General features: G+C 73.6%; 20 protein-coding genes, 3 tRNA genes and 1 pseudogene. 12 read left to right on the top strand and 12 right to left on the bottom strand.

Annotated elements, in window-relative coordinates:
• Positions 1-9: 9 nt before the first annotated feature.
• Positions 10-963, bottom strand: coding sequence for a galactan export ABC transporter permease subunit Wzm/RfbD (wzm, locus tag PH189_RS02710; RefSeq protein WP_274187213.1), 954 nt, complete (start codon positions 961-963; stop codon positions 10-12).
• Between the two features lie 68 nt (positions 964-1031).
• A complete protein-coding gene (locus PH189_RS02705) occupies positions 1032-1610 on the bottom strand; it encodes a bacterial proteasome activator family protein (protein WP_274187212.1) in 579 nt (192 codons plus the stop codon).
• A gap of 100 nt (positions 1611-1710) precedes the next feature.
• Here PH189_RS02705 and PH189_RS02700 point away from each other — a divergent pair, with 100 nt between their 5' ends.
• Positions 1711-2928, top strand: coding sequence for a cysteine desulfurase-like protein (locus PH189_RS02700; protein ID WP_274187211.1), 1218 nt, complete (start codon positions 1711-1713; stop codon positions 2926-2928).
• A 167-nt stretch (positions 2929-3095) separates the two neighbouring features.
• On the opposite strand, the gene PH189_RS02695 is transcribed toward PH189_RS02700, so the two are convergent.
• Entirely contained in the window at positions 3096-4106 is a 1011-nt protein-coding gene (locus PH189_RS02695; RefSeq protein ID WP_274187210.1) for an NAD(P)H-quinone oxidoreductase, read from the bottom strand.
• Positions 4107-4149: 43 nt separating this feature from the next.
• Between PH189_RS02695 and PH189_RS02690 the strand changes: the two genes are divergently transcribed.
• From PH189_RS02690 to PH189_RS02680, 3 genes are all read left to right on the top strand, one after another.
• On the top strand, positions 4150-4617 hold the full coding sequence (locus tag PH189_RS02690; RefSeq protein ID WP_274187209.1) for a MarR family winged helix-turn-helix transcriptional regulator: 468 nt from the start codon (positions 4150-4152) through the stop codon (positions 4615-4617).
• A gap of 19 nt (positions 4618-4636) precedes the next feature.
• Positions 4637-4721 (top strand) — tRNA-Ser (locus PH189_RS02685).
• A gap of 356 nt (positions 4722-5077) precedes the next feature.
• The gene (locus PH189_RS02680) at positions 5078-5701 is read left to right on the top strand and encodes an SRPBCC family protein (RefSeq protein WP_274187208.1); all 624 of its coding nucleotides are present in this window, start codon (positions 5078-5080) and stop codon (positions 5699-5701) included.
• Here the strand turns inward: PH189_RS02680 and PH189_RS02675 are convergent.
• From PH189_RS02675 to PH189_RS02650, 6 genes are all read right to left on the bottom strand, one after another.
• Complete coding sequence (locus PH189_RS02675) at positions 5685-6143, bottom strand: VOC family protein (protein ID WP_274187207.1); 459 nt, start codon at positions 6141-6143, stop codon at positions 5685-5687. The two genes, PH189_RS02680 and PH189_RS02675, sit on opposite strands and share 17 nt — an antisense overlap.
• Positions 6144-6232: 89 nt before the next feature.
• Complete coding sequence (locus PH189_RS02670; RefSeq protein ID WP_274187206.1) at positions 6233-7249, bottom strand: NAD-dependent epimerase/dehydratase family protein; 1017 nt, start codon at positions 7247-7249, stop codon at positions 6233-6235.
• Complete coding sequence (locus tag PH189_RS02665; protein WP_274187205.1) at positions 7246-8895, bottom strand: fatty acid CoA ligase family protein; 1650 nt, start codon at positions 8893-8895, stop codon at positions 7246-7248. Before PH189_RS02665 ends, PH189_RS02670 begins: the two co-directional genes overlap by 4 nt.
• Positions 8892-9809, bottom strand: a complete 918-nt coding sequence (locus PH189_RS02660) for an alpha/beta fold hydrolase (protein ID WP_274187204.1) — start codon at positions 9807-9809, stop codon at positions 8892-8894. Before PH189_RS02660 ends, PH189_RS02665 begins: the two co-directional genes overlap by 4 nt.
• Positions 9806-10783 (bottom strand): 3-oxoacyl-ACP synthase III, encoded by a 978-nt coding sequence (locus PH189_RS02655; protein WP_274187203.1) that lies wholly within the window; start codon positions 10781-10783, stop codon positions 9806-9808. The genes PH189_RS02660 and PH189_RS02655 overlap by 4 nt, the downstream gene beginning before the upstream one ends.
• Before the next feature lie 316 nt (positions 10784-11099).
• On the bottom strand, positions 11100-11291 hold the full coding sequence (locus PH189_RS02650; RefSeq protein ID WP_274187202.1) for a hypothetical protein: 192 nt from the start codon (positions 11289-11291) through the stop codon (positions 11100-11102).
• Positions 11292-11414: 123 nt separating this feature from the next.
• Here PH189_RS02650 and PH189_RS02645 point away from each other — a divergent pair, with 123 nt between their 5' ends.
• The gene (locus PH189_RS02645; protein ID WP_274187201.1) at positions 11415-12230 is read left to right on the top strand and encodes a PIG-L deacetylase family protein; all 816 of its coding nucleotides are present in this window, start codon (positions 11415-11417) and stop codon (positions 12228-12230) included.
• 7 nt (positions 12231-12237) lie between these two features.
• On the opposite strand, the gene PH189_RS02640 is transcribed toward PH189_RS02645, so the two are convergent.
• Positions 12238-12915: a DUF1990 family protein gene (locus PH189_RS02640; protein ID WP_274187200.1), complete on the bottom strand. Its 678-nt coding sequence runs from the start codon at positions 12913-12915 to the stop codon at positions 12238-12240.
• A gap of 82 nt (positions 12916-12997) precedes the next feature.
• Here PH189_RS02640 and PH189_RS02635 point away from each other — a divergent pair, with 82 nt between their 5' ends.
• Positions 12998-13714 carry a DUF1990 family protein gene (locus PH189_RS02635; protein WP_274187199.1) on the top strand — a complete coding sequence of 239 codons (717 nt, stop codon included), beginning with the start codon at positions 12998-13000 and terminating at the stop codon, positions 13712-13714.
• A 67-nt stretch (positions 13715-13781) separates the two neighbouring features.
• A pseudogene (locus PH189_RS02630) lies at positions 13782-14744 on the top strand (acyltransferase family protein); the annotation flags it as partial.
• A gap of 59 nt (positions 14745-14803) precedes the next feature.
• Here the strand turns inward: PH189_RS02630 and hisC are convergent.
• Positions 14804-15856, bottom strand: coding sequence for a histidinol-phosphate transaminase (gene hisC, locus PH189_RS02625; protein WP_274187198.1), 1053 nt, complete (start codon positions 15854-15856; stop codon positions 14804-14806).
• A gap of 88 nt (positions 15857-15944) precedes the next feature.
• Here hisC and PH189_RS02620 point away from each other — a divergent pair, with 88 nt between their 5' ends.
• Both PH189_RS02620 and PH189_RS02615 read left to right on the top strand, forming a co-directional pair.
• Positions 15945-16697: a dienelactone hydrolase family protein gene (locus PH189_RS02620; protein WP_274187197.1), complete on the top strand. Its 753-nt coding sequence runs from the start codon at positions 15945-15947 to the stop codon at positions 16695-16697.
• Positions 16698-16778: 81 nt separating this feature from the next.
• Positions 16779-18509, top strand: a complete 1731-nt coding sequence (locus tag PH189_RS02615) for a phosphatidylglycerol lysyltransferase domain-containing protein (protein WP_378014946.1) — start codon at positions 16779-16781, stop codon at positions 18507-18509.
• A gap of 83 nt (positions 18510-18592) precedes the next feature.
• Here the strand turns inward: PH189_RS02615 and PH189_RS02610 are convergent, their stop codons facing one another.
• Positions 18593-19624 carry a zinc-binding dehydrogenase gene (locus tag PH189_RS02610; RefSeq protein ID WP_274187196.1) on the bottom strand — a complete coding sequence of 344 codons (1032 nt, stop codon included), beginning with the start codon at positions 19622-19624 and terminating at the stop codon, positions 18593-18595.
• Positions 19625-19781: 157 nt separating this feature from the next.
• Here PH189_RS02610 and PH189_RS02605 point away from each other — a divergent pair.
• From PH189_RS02605 to PH189_RS02595, 3 genes are all read left to right on the top strand, one after another.
• Positions 19782-19871, top strand: a tRNA-Ser gene (locus tag PH189_RS02605).
• A 43-nt stretch (positions 19872-19914) separates the two neighbouring features.
• A tRNA-Arg gene (locus tag PH189_RS02600) sits at positions 19915-19987 on the top strand.
• 157 nt (positions 19988-20144) lie between these two features.
• Entirely contained in the window at positions 20145-21053 is a 909-nt protein-coding gene (locus PH189_RS02595; protein WP_274187195.1) for a bile acid:sodium symporter family protein, read from the top strand.
• Positions 21054-21115 lie beyond the last annotated feature (62 nt).

Raw genomic sequence — 21115 nt, 5'->3', positions numbered from 1 at the left:
TGGCTCGGCTCACACCCAGTACGCGACGCGGGAGCGGTAGTTGCGCAGCGCGATCAGCGCGAGCGACCACCCGACGACCGTGATGACGCCGACGACGGCCCAGTGCGTCCAGCTCTGCACCTGGCCGACCAGCGGCGCCCGGAAGATCTCGATGAAGTGGTAGAAGGGGTTCAGCTTCGCGAGCTGTTCGATGATCGCCTTGATGCTGCCGGGCGCGCCGCCCTGCAGCAGGTCGGTGGTCCAGATGATCGGCGTCATCGTGAAGAACAGCTGCATGAAGCTACCGACCACCGGCGGGATGTCGCGGAAGCGCGCGGAGATGATCCCGAACAGCAGGGTCACCCACATCCCGTTGATGACGATGACGATGAACGCGGGGATCGCGAGCAACGCCCACCAGCTCAGGCCGGGGTGCAGGATGCCGGGCTCGCCGTCGGTGCCCGGCACCACGTTGACCATCCGGTACGGCTGGTCGAGCTGACCGAAGAAGATCGCCAGCACGATGACGTAGACGACGACGTTGTGGGCGAAGAAGAGGATCTGTCGCCAGACCGTCCGGAAGACGTAGATCATCAGCGGGGCCGGCAGGAAGCGGATGAGCCCCTCGTTGGCGATGAAGGTCTCGGTGCCCTCCAGCACGCAGGCGCTGATGAAGTACCAGATCATGAAGCCGACGGTCACGTACGGCATGAACGTGCCGATGGGCTGCCCGAACAGCTGCGAGTACAGCCCGCCCAGCGCCGCGGCGGTGACCGCCATGCTGATGGTGATCCACAGCGGCCCGATCACCGAGCGGCGGTAGCGCTGCTTGATGTCCTGCCAGCCGAGGTGACCCCAGAGCTCGCGCTGGTCCACGGCCTTGCGGATGTCCCCGAACGCGCGCCCCCAGCTGCGCGGGGACGGAGCGTGCTCGAGGGGCGCCGGGTCGTCGGCGTCCTGGCGCGCGAGTGCGGGGACGGCCACGACCGGTGAGCGTACCTGCGCGGGGGGTGCGGCTCCGCGTCCCGGCAGGGGCGCGCCGACCTCGTCGCTCAGAGGTACTGGCCCGTGGTGCCCATGCCCGCCGCCGCGCCCGACGACCCGGCCGGCAGGCCCTTGCGCATCTGCTCGAGCTGCACCCGGGCGGCCATCTGCTGGGCGACCAGCGCGGTCTGGATCCCGTGGAAGAGCCCCTCGAGCCAGCCGACGAGCTGGGCCTGGGCGACGCGCAGCTCGCCGGCGGAGGGCGGCTCGTCGGCGGCGAACGGCTCGACGAGGCGGGCGAGCTCCTCGCGCAGCTCGGGCGAGAGCGCCGTCTCGAGCTCGCGCAGCGACGAGGCGTGGATCTCGCGCAGGCGCCCGCGGCTGGCGTCGTCGAGATCGGTGCCGCGGACCTCCTCGAGCAGCTGCTTGATCATCATACCGATGCGCATGACCTTCGCGGGCTCCTCGACGGCTCCGGAGAGGTCCTCGCTGTTCTCGGCGTCCTGGGCGGAGTCCTCCACGACCTCGCCGCCGCCGTCCTCGCCGCCCGGCATCCGCACGGTGCCGACCGGCTGGCCGTCGGGTCCGACGACCATGACCTGGTCGCCCGCACTGGGTCCGGAGGGTGCCTCGCTCATGCTCCCCATCCTCCACCCGTCGGCGCGCAGCGCCCGTCCGGCGCCCCTGACCGTCTCCTCGCCCGACCACCGTCGCCGCCCGCAACCCTGCTCCGTACCCTCCGAAAGCATGACGTTCGACGTCGCCAGGGTCCGCGGGCTGGTGCCCGCCCTGGGTGACGGATGGGCGCACCTCGACGGACCGACGGGCATGCAGGTCCCCGAGCAGGTGGCGACGGCGGTGTCGTCGGCCCTCCGCGCCCCCGTCTCGCGCCCCGGCGGGGTGTTCCCGGCGTCCCTGCGCGGCGGCGCCATCGTCGAGGCCGCCCGGCGCGCGGTGGGCGACCTCGTGGGCGCCGACCCCAAGGGCGTCGTCCTCGGCCCCGGGCCCGCCCCGCTGCTCGAACGCCTCGCCGACGCCCTCGGGTCCGAGTGGAGCCTGGGCGACGAGGTGGTGGTCTCGCGGCTCGACGACCTCGCGAACGTCGCCCCGTGGGAGCGCGCGGCGCAGCGCGCCGGCGGGCGCGTGCTCACCGCCGAGATCGACGTCGAGACCTGCGAGCTGCCGAGCTGGCAGTACGACGAGCTGCTGGGCGAGCGCACGCGGGCCGTCGCCGTCACCGCCGCGTGCCCGGCGATCGGCACCCGCACCGAGGTCGCGGCCATCGCGCGCAAGGTGCACGCCCTGCCCGCGCGGAGCACCGGCGTCGAGCCGCTCCTGGTGGTCGACGCCACCGCCGCGGCGCCCTACCTGCCGCTCGACCTCGACACGATGGGCGCCGACGTCATGGTGCTCTCGGCCGCCGCGTGGGGCGGCCCGCCGGTCGGCGCGCTGGTGTTCCGCACGCCCGACCTGCTCGATCGCCTGCCCGCCGCGTCCCTCGACGCCTCGGCCCGCGGGCCCGAGCGCCTCGAGGTCGGCGACGCCCCCTGGGCCCTGCTCGCCGGGCTCGTCGCGTCGATCGACTACCTCGCCGAGCTCGACGACAGGGCCGACGGCCCGCGTCGCGACAAGGTGCTCACCTCGATGAGCTCGGTCCGCAGCCACCAGGACGACCTCACCGCCTACCTCGTCTCCGAGCTGCGCTTCCTGCCCGGCGTGATGGTCATCGGCGAGCCCCCGCGCCGGATCCCCGTGGTCGCGTTCACCGTCGCCGGGCGCACCGCGCGAGAGGTCGCCGAGCGGGTCGCCGAGCACGGCGTCTGCGTCGTCACCGACACCGGCGACTCCGGGGCGCTCGAGGTGCTCGGCGGCGCCGAGGTCGGCGGCGTGGTGCGCGTCGGGCTCGCGCACTACAGCACCCGCGCCGAGATCGACACGCTCGTGAGCGCGCTCGCTCGGCTCTGAGGCTCGGCCCGCGGGCGCCGGGCTGCGGTGTTGGAGCGAGGGTCACCCTTGCTGCGTGGGACGCAGCCGAGGCGTCCCTCGTTGCTCGGGGGCCGGCCGCCCGCCGTGGAGCGAGGGTCACCCTTGCTGCATGGGACGCAGCCGAGGCGTCCCTCGCTCCGGTCAGCTCAGCCGCCCAGCACCCCGTCCTCGTCGCGCACGACCAGGATCAGCTTGCCGACGACCCCGCCCTCGTCCAGCGCCGCGTGAGCTCGGGACGCCTCGGCGACCGGCAGGTACTCGTGCACCACGGGGCGCACCGCCCCCTGCTCCACGAGCGGCCACAGGTTCTCGCGCACCGCGGACACGATCGCGCCCTTGCCGTCGGGCTCCTCGACCGCGCGTCCGCGCAGGTTGGTGGCGCCGACGCTGAGGCGCTTGGTGAGCAGCGTCGCGAGGTTGATCTCCGTCTTCGGCCCGCCCATCAGCCCGATGATCACGAGGCGGCCGCCGGTGGCGAGCGAGGCCAGGTTCGCCTTGAGCCCCGAGGCGCCCATGTTGTCGAGGATGACGTCGACACCGCGGTCGTCGGTGGCGCTCGCGACCTCGGTGGGCAGGTCGTCGTGGTAGTCGATCGCGAGGTCGGCGCCCAGGTCGAGGCAGACCTGGAGTCGCTCGGGCGAGCCCGCCGTGGCGAGCACGTGCGCGCCGAGCGCCTTGCCGACCTGGATGGCGTGGGTGCCGATGCCCCCGGTCCCGCCGTGCACGAGCAGCGTCTCGCCCTCGCTCAGGTGGCCGGTCATCGCGAGGTTCGACCACACCGTGCAGGCCACCTCGGGCAGCCCGCCGGCCTGGGTCAGCGAGACCCCGCGCGGCACGGGCAGCAGCTGGGGCACGGGGACGACGACCTTCTCGGCGTAGCCGCCACCCGCGAGCAGCGCGCACACCTCGTCGCCGACGGCCCACCCCTCGACGTCGGGACCGAGCGCGGCGATGCGGCCCGAGCACTCGAGGCCCGGGACCTCCGACGCCCCGGGCGGCGGCGGGTACATCCCCTGACGCTGCATCACGTCGGCGCGGTTGACCGCGGTCGCGACGACGTCGACGACCACCTCGTTCGGCCCGGGCTCGGGGTCGGGGTGCTCGGTCCACTCGAGGACGTCGGGGCCGCCGGGCTCACGGATGCTGATCGCGTACACGAAGCGCGACGCTAGCGGGCCGCGCCCGCAGTACCCTGGTCGGATGGCCGAGCAGGAACCGCGCTGGCTCGACCCCGTCGAGTGGCACGCGTGGCGCAACTACATCGCGGGGCAGGCGCTGCTCGCGGGCCGCCTCAACCGCGAGCTGTCGGACGCTCACGGCATCTCGCTGGCCGACTACGAGATCCTCGTGCGGCTCTCCGAGCAGCAGGACCACCGGATGCGGATGAGCCTGCTCGCCGACGAGGTCGTGGCCTCGAAGTCCCGCCTGTCGCACCAGGTGTCCCGCCTCGAGGCCGACGACCTCGTGCGCCGCGAGCTCTGCCCCTCCGACGGCCGGGGCGTCTTCGCCGTGCTCACCGCCCACGGCTACGACGTCCTCCAGCGCGCCGCGCCCGATCACCTCGAAGGCGTGCGGGCCCACTTCGTCGACCTGCTCGACGACCACGAGCGCCGCGTCGTCGGCGACGTGTTCGAGCGTGTGGTGACCAAGCTGCGCGCCGACGGCTGATCGCCCTACCCTGACCCGCGGAAGCGTGGCAGAGCGGCCGATTGCATCCGCCTTGAAAGCGGACGTCACGAGAGTGACCGGGGGTTCGAATCCCCCCGCTTCCGCAGGTGAGAGCCGGTGCGGACGGTCTCTACAGTCGCTCCATGATCCGGTGACAGCGGTCGATGACAGCAACGGATCACTCCTCGGGCTGGTCGTCGGTGGGTGTGCCGAGCTGGTCGTCGAGCCGGCCGAGGGCCTCGCGCTGGCTGTCGAGGCTGACGTGGCCGTAGACGGTCATGGTCATTTCGATGGCCGAGCATCGCCGGCATCGGGATCGCCTGCGTCGGCGAGGCCCTCACCCGCTGGATCGAGGACCCGGACGCCGGCGCCCTCACCGAGGTCCTCGACGCCGTGGAGGGCGAGGTCCGCTCGCTAAACCCGTCTTGACTTATATAAGTATCGGCTGAACACTGCGGCCGTGGACATCCGCCGCGAGATCGACGCGACCCACCGTCGGCTCGGCACGCGCGAGCTGGAGGCCGGCACCGCACGCGTCGTCACCCTCTCCCGCCGGTACCCCACCGACGTCGAGGACCTCTGGGCGGCGTGCACCGACCCCGCCCGCCTCGCGCGGTGGTTCCTGCCCGTGCACGGCGACCTGCATGTCGGTGGGCGCTACCAGCTCGAGGGTCAGGCCGGCGGGACGATCACCGCCTGCGAGGCCCCGCACGCGCTCGACGCGACCTGGGAGTACGACGGTGACGTCAGCTGGATCGAGCTCCGGCTGAGCCCGGACGGGGACGGCGCCCGGCTCGACCTCACGCACGTCTTCCACCCCGACGACGAGCACTGGCCCCGCTATGGCCCCGCCGCCACCGGGATGGGGTGGGACCTGGGGCTGGTCGGCCTGGCCTGGCACCTCGACGACGGCGGGACCCCGCACGGCGAGTCCGAGGAGTGGGCCGCCTCGCCCGAGGGCGCCGCGTTCCTGACGGCGGTCGGCGAGGCCTGGGTGCCGGTGAGCATCGCGGACGGCCTCGACCCCGACGACGCGAAGGCCCGCGCGGACCGCACGATCGCCTTCTTCACCGGGGCGGGGTAGCTCCGCCGATCTCCTCGGCCAGGGCGACGATGATGCCGCTCGGTCCGCGCAGGTAGCAGAGCAGGAACACGTCCTCGTACGGCGCGATCTCGCCGACGACCTCGCCCCCGTGGGCCTTCAGCCGTGTCACGGTGTCGTGGATGTCGTCGACGGCGAACATCAGGCGACGCAGCCCCTGCGTGTTCGCCGGGGCGCTCGGCTCGGTGGTCGTGGCCACGGGCCGGTGGAACTGCGTGAGCTCCAGCCGGCTGTGCCCGTCGGGGGTCGCCACGAAGGCGATCTCGACGTGGACGTCCTCGAGCCCGACCACCCGGTCCACCCACGCGCCCTCGACCGACTCCGCGCCGCCCACCCGCTCCACGCCCAGCTCGACGAAGAAGGCGACGGCGGCCTCGAGGTCGTCGACGACGACGCCGACGTGGTCCATCCGCTTGATCGACATGTTGGCGCTCCCGCGGGTCCCGCGGCCCGTCGTGGCCGCTCGTACCCCGGGGACGGAGCCGGCCGGCGGTTCTCGACAGCCGGCCGGACTCACCCGGCCAGCGAGATCGCCAGGCGCGCGAACCCCTCGTCGAGGTCGACCTGCGGGGCGTAGCCCAGGTCACGGCGAGCGGCGGTGATGTCGAACCAGTGCTCGGTGGCGAGCTGACGGGCGAGGAAGCGGGTCATCGGCGGCTCGCCGGGGTCGGCGATCCAGCCCCGCGCGGACGCGAGGCCGAGACCCCGCCACACCGTCTCCACCGCCGCGCCGGCGGCCACCGCCACGGGTCGCGGCACCGTGACCCGGACCGGCCCCATCCCGCCGGCGGCGAGGATGCCGTCGACGAGCTCGCGGACCGGGCGCGGGTCGCCGGAGGTCACGAAGTACGGCCGCCCCGCGCAGACCGCGCCGGGTGTCGCGAGCGAATCGGCCGCGTCGAGGTGGGCGCGCGCCGCGTCGTCGATGTAGGTCGTGTCGATGACCGCGGACCCGTCCCCCACCAGCGCGAGTCGCCCCGCCCGCGCCCGGTCGAGGATGCGCGGCACGAGCTGGGTGTCGCCGGGACCCCAGACGAGGTGCGGTCGCAGGGCCGTCGTGGCCATGGCGGGGCCGTTCGCGGCGAGGACGAGACGCTCGGCCTCGGCCTTCGTGCGTGGGTAGGCGGAGTCGAAGTGCGTGGCGTACGGGAGGCCCTCGTGGCCGCCGGCGATGTCGCCGCCGGTGTGCACGACGCTCGGGGTACTGGTGAAGACGAACCGCCCGACGCCCGCCTCGCGGCAGGCGGCGAGCAGCACGCGGGTGCCCTCGACGTTGCTGCGGTGGAAGTCGGCGTCGGTGCCCCAGATGCCGGCCTTCGCGGCGACGTGGAACACGACGTCCTGACCGGTGACGGCCTCGCGCGCCGCTCCGAGCTCCGCGAGGTCGCCGCGCAGCACCCGGACACCCCGGTCGGCGAGCGCGGGGTACGCCCCGCGCGCGAGGCTCGTGACCTCGTCACCGCGGGCGAGCAGGGCGTCGACGACGGCGCCCCCGAGGAACCCGCCCCCGCCGGTGACCAGTGCTTTCACGACAGCTCCCCGGCAGCCCAGCGCCCGAGAGCCTCGCGGTCGATCTTGGAGTTGTGACGCGGATCGACGGGCAGCGCACGGTGGGGCAGGACGGTGCGCACGGTGCGGGTCCGCGCGTCGGAGGCGGCGACGGCGAGCAGGCGCTCGCGCACGTCGTCGGTCAGGCGGGCGCCGTCGGCCAGTTCGACGACGAACACCGGCTCGCGGACGGGGCCCGAGCCGACGCCGACCAGCGCGCTGCGACGCACGGCGGGGTCGTGGTTGAGGACCTCCTCGCACGGCACGCTGTAGAGCGGTCCGTCGGCGGTCGGCACCACGTGCGTGACCCGCCCGGCGAACCACAGCCGCCCCGCGTCGTCGAGCGACGCGAGGTCGCCCATCCGGTGCGCGAGCCGGCCGTCCCAGTCGAGCTTCGCGGCCGCCGTCGCCTCCGGGCGCTCGGCGTAGGCGCGGCTCACGACGGGGCCACGGACGACGACCTCGCCGACCTCGCCGTCGGGCACCCGCATCTCCGGCGTCAGCGCGGCGACCGGGCCGTCGGTGACGCGCATGAGCGCGACGTCGACGCCGGGCACCGGCCGGCCGACGCAGATGCCGTCGTCGGGGAGGTCGAGCAGCTCGTCGCTGCCGATCGTCGCGACGGGCAGGGCCTCGGTCGCGCCGTACGGCGTGTGCACCTGGGCGCCCGGGGCGAGCAGGGCGAGCACGCGACGCTGGACGTCGCGCGGCACCGGCGCGCCCGCCGAGATCACGGTGCGCAGCGTCGGCAGCAGCGTGCCGTCGGGGGCGCCGCGTCCGAGGCGGTCGAGGACGGCCGGCGACCCGAACATGACCGTCGCGCCGGTGCGCTCCACCGCACGGACGAGACGGCCGGGCACCACGCGGGCCGGGCGGGTCGGGTCCATGCGCGGGACGACGGTCGTCATCCCGAGAGCGGGCCCGAACAGCGCGAACGGAGGGAACGTCGCGAGGCTGACGTCGCCGGGGCCGAGGCCGTAGAGCCCGCCGACGAGCCCGGCCTGGGCGAGCAGGCCCTCGTCGCGGTGCTCGACGCCCTTGGGGGCGCCGGTGCTGCCGCTGGTGAAGAGGATCGCCGCCGGGTCGCCCGCGGGGCGCTCGGCCACGAGCGGCATCCGCGGGCCCCGGGCTCCGGTCCGCTCGAGGCGTCGCAGCGCGATCGTCCCCGGGATCGGCGCCGCGCCGGTGCAGATCGCGATCCGCGCGTCCGGGCACCACCCGAGCGCCCGCCGCGCCAGGTGGCCGCGGGGGACGGCGATGAACGCCTCGGGCGCCGCCTCGCCCAGGCAGCTGCGCACGCGGCGCAGCCCGATGCCCGGGTCGACGACGACGGGCACCGCGCGCACCCGCATCAGCGCGTAGGCGATCACGAAGAAGTCGGCCGTCGGGGGCACGAGCAGCGCGGTCCGGGTGCCCGGGCCGATGCCCGCGGCGCGCAGACCGGCGGCGACGTCGTCGACCCGGCGGGCGAGCTCGGCGAACGTCACCCGCTGCGTGGCGCGCTCGCCGAGCCGGGACTCGAACACCCCGAGGCCCGGCCGGGGTAGGACGAGCGCCGGGGCGTCGGGACGGGACCGCGCGTGCTCGTCGAGCAGCGCGTCGAGGGTGGCGGCGTCGAGGATCGTCATGCGGGCTCCGCCGACGGCCCCGCCAGGAAGGCGCCGACCCGTTCGACGATCGGGCCGGGGACGTCCTCGAGGACGTAGTGGCCGGCGTCGGGGTAGCGGTGCACCTCGGCGTGGGGGAGGCGCTGCTCGAGGTGGGCCAGGATGTCGCCGTCGAACACCGGGTCCTTCATCCCCCAATGGACCTGTACGGGGAGGGTGTCGAGCACGGCGAGGCGCTCGTCGAGCCGCTCGAGCACCGGGTGCGCCGGGTCGTCGGGGCCGAGCGGGATGTCCTGCACGAACGCGTGGACGGCGACGCGGTCCTCCGGACGGGCGTAGGGCGCGAGCAGCCCGCGCCGCGCCTCGCGCGGCAGCCACTTCTGCCCCGTGCCCATCACGAGGGCGCCGAGCGAGAACGCGTTGAGGCGCCGCACGAGCACGTCGCTCACGACGGGCAGGCGGGCGGCGCGCAGCATCCACGGCAGGCCGTGGTCGTGGGGCAGGGGGAACGCGCCGGTGTTGAGGACGACGATCCGGTCGACGGCACCGGGGTGGTCGGCGGCCCAGGACAGCCCGATCGGGCCGCCCCAGTCGTGCACCACCAGCGAGATCGGGCGGCTCAGCCCGAGGGCGTCGACGAACGCCGTGAGGTCCTCGACGCGGCGGGCGAGGGTGTGCGGGTAGTCGCCCAGCGCCGGCTTGTCCGAGCGGCCCATCCCGATGTGGTCGGGCGCGATCACCCGGCGGCCGAGGCCGGGGAGGCTGCGCAGCAGTGAGCGGTAGTAGAACGACCAGGTCGGGTTGCCGTGCACGAGCAGTACCGGCGGCGCGTCCGGGTCGCCCTCGTCGACGTAGGACATCACGTGCCCGTTGACCTCGACGGTCTTCGGGGCGAAGGGGTAGCCGTCGAGCTCGACGGTGGCGGCGGCGGTCACCAGACCACCTCCGCCGCCGCGGCGTTGATGCCGCTGCCGACGCCCATGAGCATCACCCGCGAGCCGTCGGTGACGGTGCCGTCCTCGACGGCCTTGCTCAGCACCGTCGGGACCCCGGCCGGGCCGATGTTGCCGAAGCGGGGGAAGAGCGACGGGAAACGCTCGATCGGCAGGCCCATCTGGTCGGCCACCGCGCGGGTGTGGACCTTGCTGACCTGGTGCAGGCAATACGTGTCGTAGCCCTCGGCGTCCCAGTCGAACGCCGCGACGGCCTCCTTCCACGTCCGCCCGCCGAGCTCCATGCCGGCCATCAGGAGGCCCTTGGTGTCGGTGCGCATCTCGTCGGCCTGCCCGATGCACAGCCCGGAGTTGCCGGCCGTCGACGCGCGACCGAGCCCGCCGAGGTAGCGGTGCCCGTCCGATCCGTCGTCGCGCGAGAGCACCATGGCGACGGCGCCCGAGCCGACGGTCAGCGTGGCGAACTGCTCGTGGAACATCGCCCGCGACGCCTCCGGGCCGGAGAGACGCGCGACCGTCGAGTCCATCGCGAATCGGCTGGTCTCGCCGGCGACGACGAGGCCGTGATCGATCTCACCGGCCTCGATCATGGTCGACACCACGTTCATGCCGTCCAGGAATCCGAGGCAGGCGTTCCCGACATCGAAGTTGACGGCCTCGGGCGACAGTTCCATGCGACCGTGCACGATGCTCGCCGTCGAGGGCTCGAGGTGGTCGCGGCTCACCGAGGTGTTGATCAGCGCGCCGATCTCCTCGCGGGCGACCCCGCTGCGGGCGAGGGCCTCCTCGCCGGCCCGCGCGGCGACCTCGCTGGGCATCGTCCCCGGGTCCCAGACGCGGCGCTCGACGATGCCCGCGAGCTTCTCCAGCAGGCCGTTGCTGATCTTCAAGCGCCCGAACGCCTCCGCGAGCCGCTCCTCGAGGTCGGCGGAGGTGACGACGTGGGGGGCATCCACGTGCGCCAGGCCCCGGATGGCGACATGGGTGTACCTCTTGGTCGCTCGCATGTCCTCAGAATGCGCGACTCGCGGATTCTCCGTCGGATTGCGCGGGGTTTCCTGAATGCGCTACTTTCGGTCACACGAACCCGGGTAACAGGAACGCTCTGTCCGGTGCTGAGCCGAACGGATCAGCTCGATCTCGCGACTGTCCGACAAACGCGGCGAAATCCGGAATCGGCGCAAAATACACGGGTTGCGCGATTCTCGGCGGTCGGCCGCCTGCGACATTCGCCGCACTCGCCGAGCGGTCGGTTGTGCCCTACCGGTGAGTTCACTCGTCGTGGCAGCGCTCGCGGAGGTCCTCGAGGATCTCGTCCTCGCGCTCCTTCGGGCGCCGGGCGCGGTCCTGGTCGGGCCGGTCGGGGAGGGGCGCGAGGCTCCGCCGGAGCTCGGGCTCCAGGGCGTCCTCGACCGCGTCCGCCAGCCGGCCGGGTGGATCGTCGTCGGGCTCGTGTGCGGACATGCGTGGCCCTCCCGTTGCCGACAGCAGGTGGGGGTGCCCGGTCGCCCCGACGACGATGCAGGGCCCACGACCCGGCCGACGATCTAGCGTTCGGTGCCCCTGCCGCCGACCCGGGAGCGCCCCGTGCCCACGGTCGTCCACATCTCGCCGCACCCCGACGACGAGAGCCTCGGCGCGCCCTGCACCCTGCTGTCCCTCCGGGACCTCGGCTGGCACGTCGTCAACGTCGCGGCGGGCCTCGGTCGTCCCGCGGACCACGAGCGGCGCCGCGCCGAGCTCGCGGCCGCGCTGGGCGTCGCGGGCTTCACCCACGAGGAGTCGCCGTCGCTGCCCGGGCTGTCCCGCGGCGACGACCTCTCCCGCGCCCGCAGGGTCCTGACCCGCGAGCTGGCCGGGATCGTCGAGCGCCACGACGCCGAGCTCGTGATCGGCCCGCACCCCCGCGACGGGCACCACGGTCACGAGACCGTCGCGCGGGCGATCCGCCAGCTGGTGTGGACCTCGCGGCGCCCGCTGACCTGGTGGATGTGGCCGCTCTGGACCGATCTCCCGCGACCCACGCTGATGGTCCCGTGCGGCGAGGACCACCTGCGCACCAGCGCCCGGATGCTCGATCAGCACGCGGGCGAGAACGACCGCAACGACTACCGGGCGCTGCAGACGTCGATGCGTGCCGCCAACGCCGTGCGGGGGGTCGAGACGGTGTTCGGGTTCGGCAGTGCGCGGGGCGACGCGGCGTCGGTGACCTCCGCCGAGCTGCTCACGGAGGTGACCGCGTACCGGCACCGCTGGTTCGTCGGCCGGGCCCGGACGTTCGACCAGCCCGGACAGTGGGCGCCCCTCGACGACCTGTCGATCCTGAGCTCGGCCCGGCTGCGACCGCTCTACCGGGCGTGGCTGCTCGACGTGGCCGCACGCCGGCGAACCCCCGGGGGGTGAGGGCGCGTCAGCCCGACGGCGCCACCACCACGTCGCCGGGCCCGATCCGGTCGGGCACGGGGCGCTCGCCCCCCGCGTACACCTCCGCGACCAGCCGGGCGAGCCGTCGGCCCGCTCTGGAGTAGAACCGCGTCTGGGTCCAGCGGCCGAAGACGCCGAAGCCGAGGGCGATCACCGGGTTCCGGATGTGGGCCCGGCTGGAGACTCCGGTGATGACGAACTCCACGCGCCCGGTGTCGAGGTTCTTGACCACCTCGTAGATCAGCCGCCCGCGCTCGAGGTGGTGCTCGAGCGTCCGGTAGCTCCAGCCCCACGAGCGTTCGCGGGTGCCGTCGGCGCGGTCGCGGACCTCGTCGACCTCGACGTCGACGCGCACGCCCATCGGGAAGCGCAGGACGACGAACCGGCCCTCCAGCAGCATGTCCCGCCCGACGAGCGGCGCGTCGGCGTGGAAGTACGCATGCATGATCCTCGGGTCGGCGAACTCGTAGTCGTGCACGAGCCGGCACGCGATGTCGAACGGCCCGCCCGGCACGGGCTCGCCGGGCTCCTCGTCGCCGAGGAGGTGGCGCTCCCGATCGTGGTGCCAGCCGCGACCGTCGGTCTCGGCCGGGTCGTAGTTGATGTCGTAGGCCGCGATGTCCCGCAGGCCTCGAGCGGGGTCGGGGTGGGGGCGCAGCCTCACGAGCGGGTCCTCACGGGGTGGTCCTCACAGGTGGTCGTCACGGGGGCGCATGCTGTCAGCGCCCGACGGCTACCCACTCGAGGTGCCTCGACGCCTCCTCCCCAGCCGACCGCCGACCAGCCGCCTCCGACGTGGCTGGGGCGCGGGGATCCTGGCCGTCCGCCACCTGCGCACCCTGCCGATCACCGAGCGGCACCGTTCCGAGGGGAACGCCACCGACCTTCCGGCGCCCTGGCCCCTCGCCCTCGTCGACCGGAGCACCAAGACGATCGCCGACGGTTTCGGCCCGCTCTACCACCGCACGTTCACCGTCCGCGCGGTCGCCGCGACGTGTGACGCGGCCGGGCTCATCGAGATGATCTGCGGCGACCTCGACCGCGCGGTCCCGCCCCACGTCGTGACGTTCGCCCGCGAGCGCGGCGAGCCAGAGGCGATGCACGTCGGCGACGAGTACCGGGTCTACATGCCGGCGCCGTGGGACGGGCCGGTGCGGGTGCTGGCACGGACCGGGGACCGGTTCCGCTTCGGCACGCTCGACGGGCACCTCGAGGCCGGCGTCATCGAGTTCCGCGCCGCCGACGCCGGCCAGGGCGTCGTCGACTTCACGATCGAGGCCTGGTCCCGGGCGGGCGACCGCGCCGCCGAGATCGTCTACCGGCGCCTCGCGATCGGCCGCGAGGTCCAGGCGGCGCTCTGGCTGCAGTTCTGCCTGGGTGCCGCGCGTCTCACCGGGGGGCGGCGCGAGGGGTCGGTGTGCGACGTCACGCGGCGTGTCCCGGCCTCTGAGCTGCGGTCCTGACGGGCCTCAGGTCCGCCGTGGGGTCGTCTCAGCCACTCCTCAGGAGGCGTTCCTAGCGTTCGGCACGATGAGCGGATCGCGCCAGCTGAGCTGGGACGTGCTGCGCGTCGCCGCCGTGGCGAGCGTGGTCGTCCAGCACGCCACCTACACGGTCGGCGACGTGCTGCCGTGGGTGACGCCCACGCCGTTCACCTGGAGCATCCAGGCGGGCGCCAACACGCTGATGGTCGTCTCGGCGTACTTCGTCTGCGTCACGCTCGCGACGCGCCCGCCCGCGCGCTGGTGGGCCGACCGGCTCGCCCGTCTCCTGCCCGCGTACGCCGTCGCCGTGGCCGTCACCTACCTCGCGACCCTCTACGCGGCGCAGTACGGCTACTGGCGGCCCAGCGGTCGCGACCTCATCGGCAACCTCCTGCTGCTGCAGGGCTGGGACTCGCGCGTCACCTACATCGACCACTCCTACTGGACGCTGCCCGCCCAGCTGACGATGTTCACCCTCGCCGCGGTGGCGGCGGCGTGGCTGGGCCGCGACGTCTGGCGCCGCCGGTGGACGCTTCCGGCCGTGGCCTGGACCGTGATCGTCCTGCCCGTCGTCGTGATGCGGACGGCCCGGCCGGAGGGCCTGATCGCCTCGGCGTTCGAGGGCTTCGTGATGTACCGCTGGCAGGTCTTCGGGATCGGGCTGGCGGTGTGGCTCTGGTCGCGCGGCCGCCTGAGCGCCCCGCACCTCGCCGCCCTCGTCGTCACCGGGCTCGCCGCGGAGTACGTCCACACGCCGGACCTGCCGTCGGTGCTGGTGCTCGCGGTCGCCGTCGCGGGGATCACCGCGGCGGCCGCGGGCCGCGACTGGAGCGTGCTGCGGGTCGGCGCGCTCCCGCGTGTCGTCACCTGGCTCGCCGGGCTCTCCTACGGCATCTACCTGGTGAACCAGCAGATCGGCTACTTCGTCGCCTGGGGCCTCGAGGCGCGCTTCGGCGTCCACGGCTGGCCGCGGCTGGTGCTCGTGGTGGCCGTCGCCGTGGTGCTCGGCTGGGCGCTCACCGTGCTCGTCGAGCGCCCGGTGCACCGCTGGCTGGTCCGGCGGCCCTCTCAGCGGGGGAAGGAGCCGGCAGCCGCGAGGAACAGGTCGACCTCCTCGGACGTCCCGGCGCTGACCCGCACGCCGTCGCCCGCGAACGCGCGGACGACCACCTTGTTCTCCAGCGCGTGCTCGGAGAACTCGGTCGCCCGCTCACCCAGCGGGAGCCAGACGAAGTTGGTCTGCGACGGCGGCACCTCGTACCCGAGGGTGCGCAGCTCCGAGGTCATCCGCTCGACCTCCGCCACCGCGCCCGCGCAGTCGGCGAGCAGCTCGTCGAGGTGCTCCAGCGCGGCCAGGGCGGCGGCCTGCGCCGGCGAGGAGACCGCGAACGGCACCGAGACCCCGCGCAGGGCCGCGGCCAGCTCGGGCGGCGCGACGGCGTAGCCCACCCGCAGGCCGGCGAGGCGGTGGGCCTTCGAGAAGGTCCGCAGCACGCAGATGTTGTCGAACTCCTCGGCGAGCGCCAGCCCGTCCGGCACCCGCGCGTCGCTGACGAACTCGCGGTAGGCCTCGTCGAGCACCACCAGGACGTCGGACGGGACGCGCGCGAGGAACGCCCGCAGCGCGTCCTCGTCGACCGCGGTGCCCGTGGGGTTGTTCGGGTTGCAGACGAACACCAGGCGCGTCCGGTCGGTGATCGCATCGGCCATGGCGTCGAGGTCGTGGACGTGGTCCGCGGTGAGCGGGACGCGGACGGCCTGCGCGTGGCCCGTCAGCGCGACGATCGGGTAGGCCTCGAACGACCGCCAGGCGAACACGACCTCGTCTCCGGGCGCGCACACCGACTGCACGAGCTGCCCGCACAGGGCGACCGACCCGCAGCCGACCGCGAGACGGGCCGGGTCGATGCCGTGGTGCTCGGCGAGGCGGGCGGTGAGCGTGGTCACGGCGATGTCGGGGTAGCGGTTGCCGGCCTCCGCGGCCCGCGTGATCGCGTCGAGCACGGCGGGCAGCGGCGGCAGCGGCATCTCGTTGCTCGCGAGCTTCACCGCGCCGGGCACGGTGCGTCCCGCCACGTAGGCGGGGAGGGCGGCGAGGTCGTCACGGAGTCGCACGGGCACGACAACCACGGTAGACGGCGTCACCAGGGCCCCTCGTGATCGACGAGGTCCGTGGGACGGGACTCGCGGGACGTGGAAGGCTGAGGGGATGACGGGGACGCGCACGGAGACCATCCCCCTGGTCGACGAGACGCAGCTGAGGTTGACGATCGGTGAGCCCGAGGGCGCTGTCCGGGGCGGGGTCGTCGTGCTGCACGAGTCGCGTGGCGTCACCTCGCGGACGCAGGCGATCGTCGAGGCCCTCGCCGGGGAGGGGTGGCTCGCGGTCGCCCCGCACCTCTACCACCGCGACGACCCGGAGATCGACGACCAGACCGGCGAGGACGAGGCCGTCGGCCGTGCGGCGGCGGCGATCTCGGGGGAGTCGGTGCTCGCGGACTCCGACGCCGCCTTCGGGGTGCTCGCCGACCGCGGCGTCACCTCCGACCGGATGGCGGTCCTCGGCTTCGACCTCGGCGCCACCGCCGCCCTCGTCGTCGCCGCGCAGCGCTCGCTCGGCGCGGTGATCACGGTCTCGGCGGCGGGTGTCGCGACCCCGCTGGCCGAGGGCCTGCCGCGGCTGCTCGACGTGGTCGGCGAGCTGACCTGCCCGTGGCTCGGTCTCTACGGCGAGCGGGGCGACCCCGTCGACCCCGCCGACGTCGACCGCCTCCGCGAGGCCGCACACGCCTCCGGCCGCGTCGTCGACGTCGTCGTCTACCCCTCGCGCGAGCACCGTTTCGACGCCGACGAGCACGCCACCGTCCAGCCCGATCCCCTCGACGAGGGGAACTCGGAGGAGGCGACCAAGATGGAGGCGCGCAGCCGGGTACTGAACTGGTTGGACGCACATTTGCGCTGACGCGCTCGTGAGCGATCATCCGTGCCAGGGCACGGGGAAGTGCTCACACGACCGGAGGTCCCATTGGCGTCGGGGGTGCAGGTGGATCGCCCCACCGCGGCGGCCGTCGAGGGGCGCTTCGCCCGCTGGCGCGGACGGCGCACCGCGCGGGTCGTCACCTGGGCGGCGCGCGTCGCCGGGCTCCTGACGATCCTGTCGCTGCTCACGCCCCTGCTGCGCCGGCGCCTGCAGCCGGCGACCTGGTTCGGGCTGCCGCCGGAGGCGCCGCTCGTCGGCTCCGTCGTCGTCGCGACACTCGGCGTCGGGCTGATGATGCTGGCCACGGGCCTACGGCGCCGCAAGCGCCGGGCGTGGCAGCTCGCCGTCGTGGCGTGCGTTCTGCTGGTCGTCTCGCACGTCGTCGGTCGGCACGCGCTCGTCCCGACCGTCGTCGTGCTCGTCCTGCTCGTCGGGCTGCTGCTCACCCGCCGCGAATTCACGGCCCTGCCCGATCCCGTCGGGCCGCTGGCTGCGGTGCGGGTGGTCGTCCAGATGCTCCTCGGCGGCTTCGCCGTCGTCACCCTGTTGCTGCTGGTGCGGCCGTCGCTGCTCGAGGGCCGGCCGTCGACGGGGGAGATCCTGGCGCAGTCGGCGCTCTCGCTGGTGGGAGTCAGCGGGCCCGTGCAGTTCCGGGTCACCTGGTTCGACGACCTCACCGCGGTCCTCGGCCTGACGTTCGGCATCGCCGCGCTCGTGCTCGGCGGCTACTTCCTGCTGCGCTCCGCGGAGCCCCGTCGGACGCTGACCGACGACGACGCCGAGCGCATCCGGGCGCTGCTCGCCCGCCACGGCCGCGCCGACTCCCTGGGCTACTTCGCGCTGCGGCCCGACAAGGCCGTGGTGTTCTCGCCGTCGGGCAAGGCCGCCGTGCCCCACCGGGTGGTGGCCGGGGTGGCGCTGGCGTCGGGCGACCCGCTCGGTGACGTCGAGGCCTGGCCCGGCGCGATCACGGAGTTCCTCGCCAGCTGCCGGCGCTACGGCTGGGTGCCCGCGGTGCTCGGCTGCTCCGAGGCCGGCGCGCGGGTCTGGGCGCGCGAGGGCGGGCTCGACGCGCTGGAGCTCGGCGACGAGGCCGTCGTCGACGTCGCGACCTTCTCCCTGCAGGGCCGCTCGATGCGCACGGTGCGCCAGGCCGTCTCGCGCGTCCGTCGCGCGGGCTACGACACGACCGTGCGGCGCCTGTCCGACATCCCTGCCGAGGAGCTCGAGCAGCTCCGCGAGCTCGTCGCCCGCTGGCGAGGCGGCCCGGCCGAGCGAGGCTTCTCGATGGCGCTCTCGCGCACCGCCGACGCCGCGGCCGATCCCGACGCCGTGCTGGTCGTCGCCACCGCCGAGGGGGAGACGCGCGGGTTGCTGCAGTTCGTGCCGTGGGGCTCCGACGGCCTGTCGCTCGACGTCATGGTCCGTGACCCCGCGGTGCCCGACAACGGCCTCAACGAGCTGCTCATCGCCGACCTGCTGGGCGCCTGCCGGGGCCTCGAGGTCGACCGGGTCTCGCTGAACTTCGCGGTCTTCCGCTCGGCGCTCGAGCGCGGCGAGAAGATCGGTGCCGGGCCCGTCGCGCGCCTGTGGGCCCGCCTGCTGCGCACCGCGTCGCGCTGGTGGCAGATCGAGACGCTCTACCGCTTCAACGCCCGCTTCGGGCCCGTCTGGGTCCCGCGCTTCCTCGTCTTCGACGCCGTGCGCGACCTGCCCCGCATCGCCGTCGCCGCCTTCGAGGCCGAGGGCTACGGGGGCCGCCCGCCGGCGCTGCTGCGCCTGCTGCGGCGCTGAGTCGGTCGACGCCGGACCCGGAACGAGCGAGGGGCGCCCTCTCTGCGTCGTGAGCAGCGAGGGCGCCCCTCGGCGGTCGGGCGTCAGGGACGCACGAGCACCTTGAGCGCCTCGCGGTCGTTCATCGCGCGGTAGCCCTCGGGCGTCTCGTCGAGCGAGATCGTCCGGTTGAACACCTTGCCCGGCTCGACCGTGCCGTCGAGGACGTCGGGCAGCAGCTCGTGCATGTTGGCCTGCGTCGGGGCGATGCCGCCGGCGATGGTGACGTTCTTGAAGAACTTCTGCGCCAGGTTCGGCATCGAGCCGCTCTGCGGGACGCCGACGATGCCGACGTGCCCGCCCGGCTTGGTGAGGTTGATCGCCGAGGTCAGCGACTCCTCGAAGCCCACCGCCTCGATCGCCGAATGGACGCCGTCGGTGCCGAGCAGGTCGCGCACCTTCTGCTCGCCCTCCTCGCCGCGCTCGGCCACGACATCGGTGGCGCCGAACTCGCGGCCGAGGTCGGTGCGGTCCTTGTGGTGGCCCATGAGGACGATCCGTTCGGCGCCGAGGCGCTTCGCGGCGAGCACGCCCAGCAGGCCCACCGCGCCGTCGCCGACCACCACGACGTCCTTGCCCGGCCCCACCTGCGCCGACACGGCGGCGTGGTGCCCGGTGCCGAAGACGTCGGACAGCGTGAGCAGGTTCGGTATGAGCTCCGAGTCCTGCGGGACGTCGAGCTTCATGAGCACGTTGTCCGCGAAGGGCACGCGCGCCGCCTCGCCCTGGCCGCCGTCGGTGTCGGCGCCCCAGGCGTTGCCGTTCGGGCAGGCGCTGGTGAGGCCCGCCCGGCAGTACTCACAGGTGCCGTCGGCGTAGAAGAAGGGGGCGACGACCAGGTCGCCCTTCTGGATGCGGTCCACATCGGAGCCGGTCTCCTCGACCACGCCGATGAACTCGTGACCGATGCGGTCGCCCTGCTCGGTCTGCTCGCGGCTCTTGTACGGCCAGAGGTCGCTGCCGCAGATGCACGAGTGCGTGATGCGCACGATCGCGTCGCCCGCGTTCTGGAGCGTCGGGTCGGGGACGTCCTCCACCCGGATGTCGCCCGCTCCGTAGATCAACGTCGCCTTCACTGCAGTCCTTCCTGAGGGTACGTTCGGTTGTGGGCTACCCATCTCCCGAGCGCTCGCATGCGAGACCGTGCACACGTCGGCGCGGCCGGGGGGTGGCGGACGACCGGGCGGACGGCGGTGTGTACTGTTTCCCGACGGAGGCCCCAGGGGGACCTCGGGAGGCTTCGCCTAGTCTGGTCTATGGCGCCGCACTGCTAATGCGGTTGGGAGTTCGGCTCCCTCCCGGGTTCAAATCCCGGAGCCTCCGCGGCCGCGGTCCGGCAAGGGTCGAGGCTTCACAAGTACACACTGCGCCCGTAGCTCAACGGATAGAGCATCTGACTACGGATCAGAAGGTTAGGGGTTCGAATCCCTTCGGGCGCGCGCCGGTCGAGGCAGCTCAGAGGGGTCGCAGCGTTGCTGCGGCCCCTCTGTCTTGTTGAGGGGCGACCGCAGACGTCCGGAATGACGTGTTTCGACGGCTTCCTCGCGAGATGTCCCGACGGCACGATGGGCACCCTGTTCACCCTCGGGAGTGTTCATGGACTCCGCGCTGACCACCGTCGGTCTGCCTGCCGCTCTCGCGGTCGTGATGCTGGGGCTCGGGCTGTCGCTGACCCTCGGCGACTTCGCCCGCGTGGCGCGACGGCCGGTGGCGGTCGTGGCGGCTCTGGTGACCCAGCTCGTCGTGCTGCCGGTGATCTGTTTCGGGTTGGTGATCGCAGCGGGGCTCGATCCACTGCTCGCCGTCGGGACGATGCTGCTCGCGGCGTCGCCCGGGGGCACGACCGCCAACCTGTTCAGCCACCTCTTCCGCGGGGACGTCGCCCTCAACATCACGCTGACGGCGGTCAACTCGGTGATCGCCGTGATCACCCTGCCGGTCGTCGTGAACCTGTCGCTCGCGTACTTCCGCCCCGTGGTCGAGGTCGGCCTCGGGCTCGATCTGAGCAAGACCGCCCAGGTCTTCGCCGTGGTCCTCGTCCCCGTGGTGATCGGCATGCTGATCCGCCGCGCGTCGCCCACCTTCGCCGACCGCGCCGACAGACCCGTGCGGATCCTCTCGGCCGTGGTGCTAGTCGTGGTGATCGTCGGCGCGCTCCTCGGTGAGCGGGAGAACCTCGGCGAGTACCTGGCTGCGATCGGCCTCGTCGCCGTGGCGTTCTGCCTGATCAGCCTGACGTTGGGTTACCTGGTGCCCCGGCTGCTGCGCGTCGGGCACCCGCAGGCGATGGCCTCCGCGTTCGAGGTCGGGATCCACAACAGCACGCTCGCGATCGCCGTCGCGGTGAGCGTCCTGCAGACCGAGCGGCTCGCGGTGCCGGCCGCGGTCTACGGCGTCCTCATGTTCCCGCTGGCCGTCGGCGCGGGCGTCCTCCTGCGCCGGCTCGCACCTCGGGCGCCGAGCGTGCCCGACGACGAGGTCGGCTCGTCTCGCACACGCTCGTGAGATCGCGTCGTCGGGAACCCACCCGTCGCTCCGAGACGACGCCCCTGCGCAGCCCGTCGGAG

The sequence above is a fragment of the Actinomycetospora chibensis genome (genome assembly GCF_028737215.1).
Taxonomy (GTDB): domain Bacteria; phylum Actinomycetota; class Actinomycetes; order Mycobacteriales; family Pseudonocardiaceae; genus Actinomycetospora; species Actinomycetospora chibensis.
This window is presented reverse-complemented; position numbering and strand designations above follow the sequence as displayed.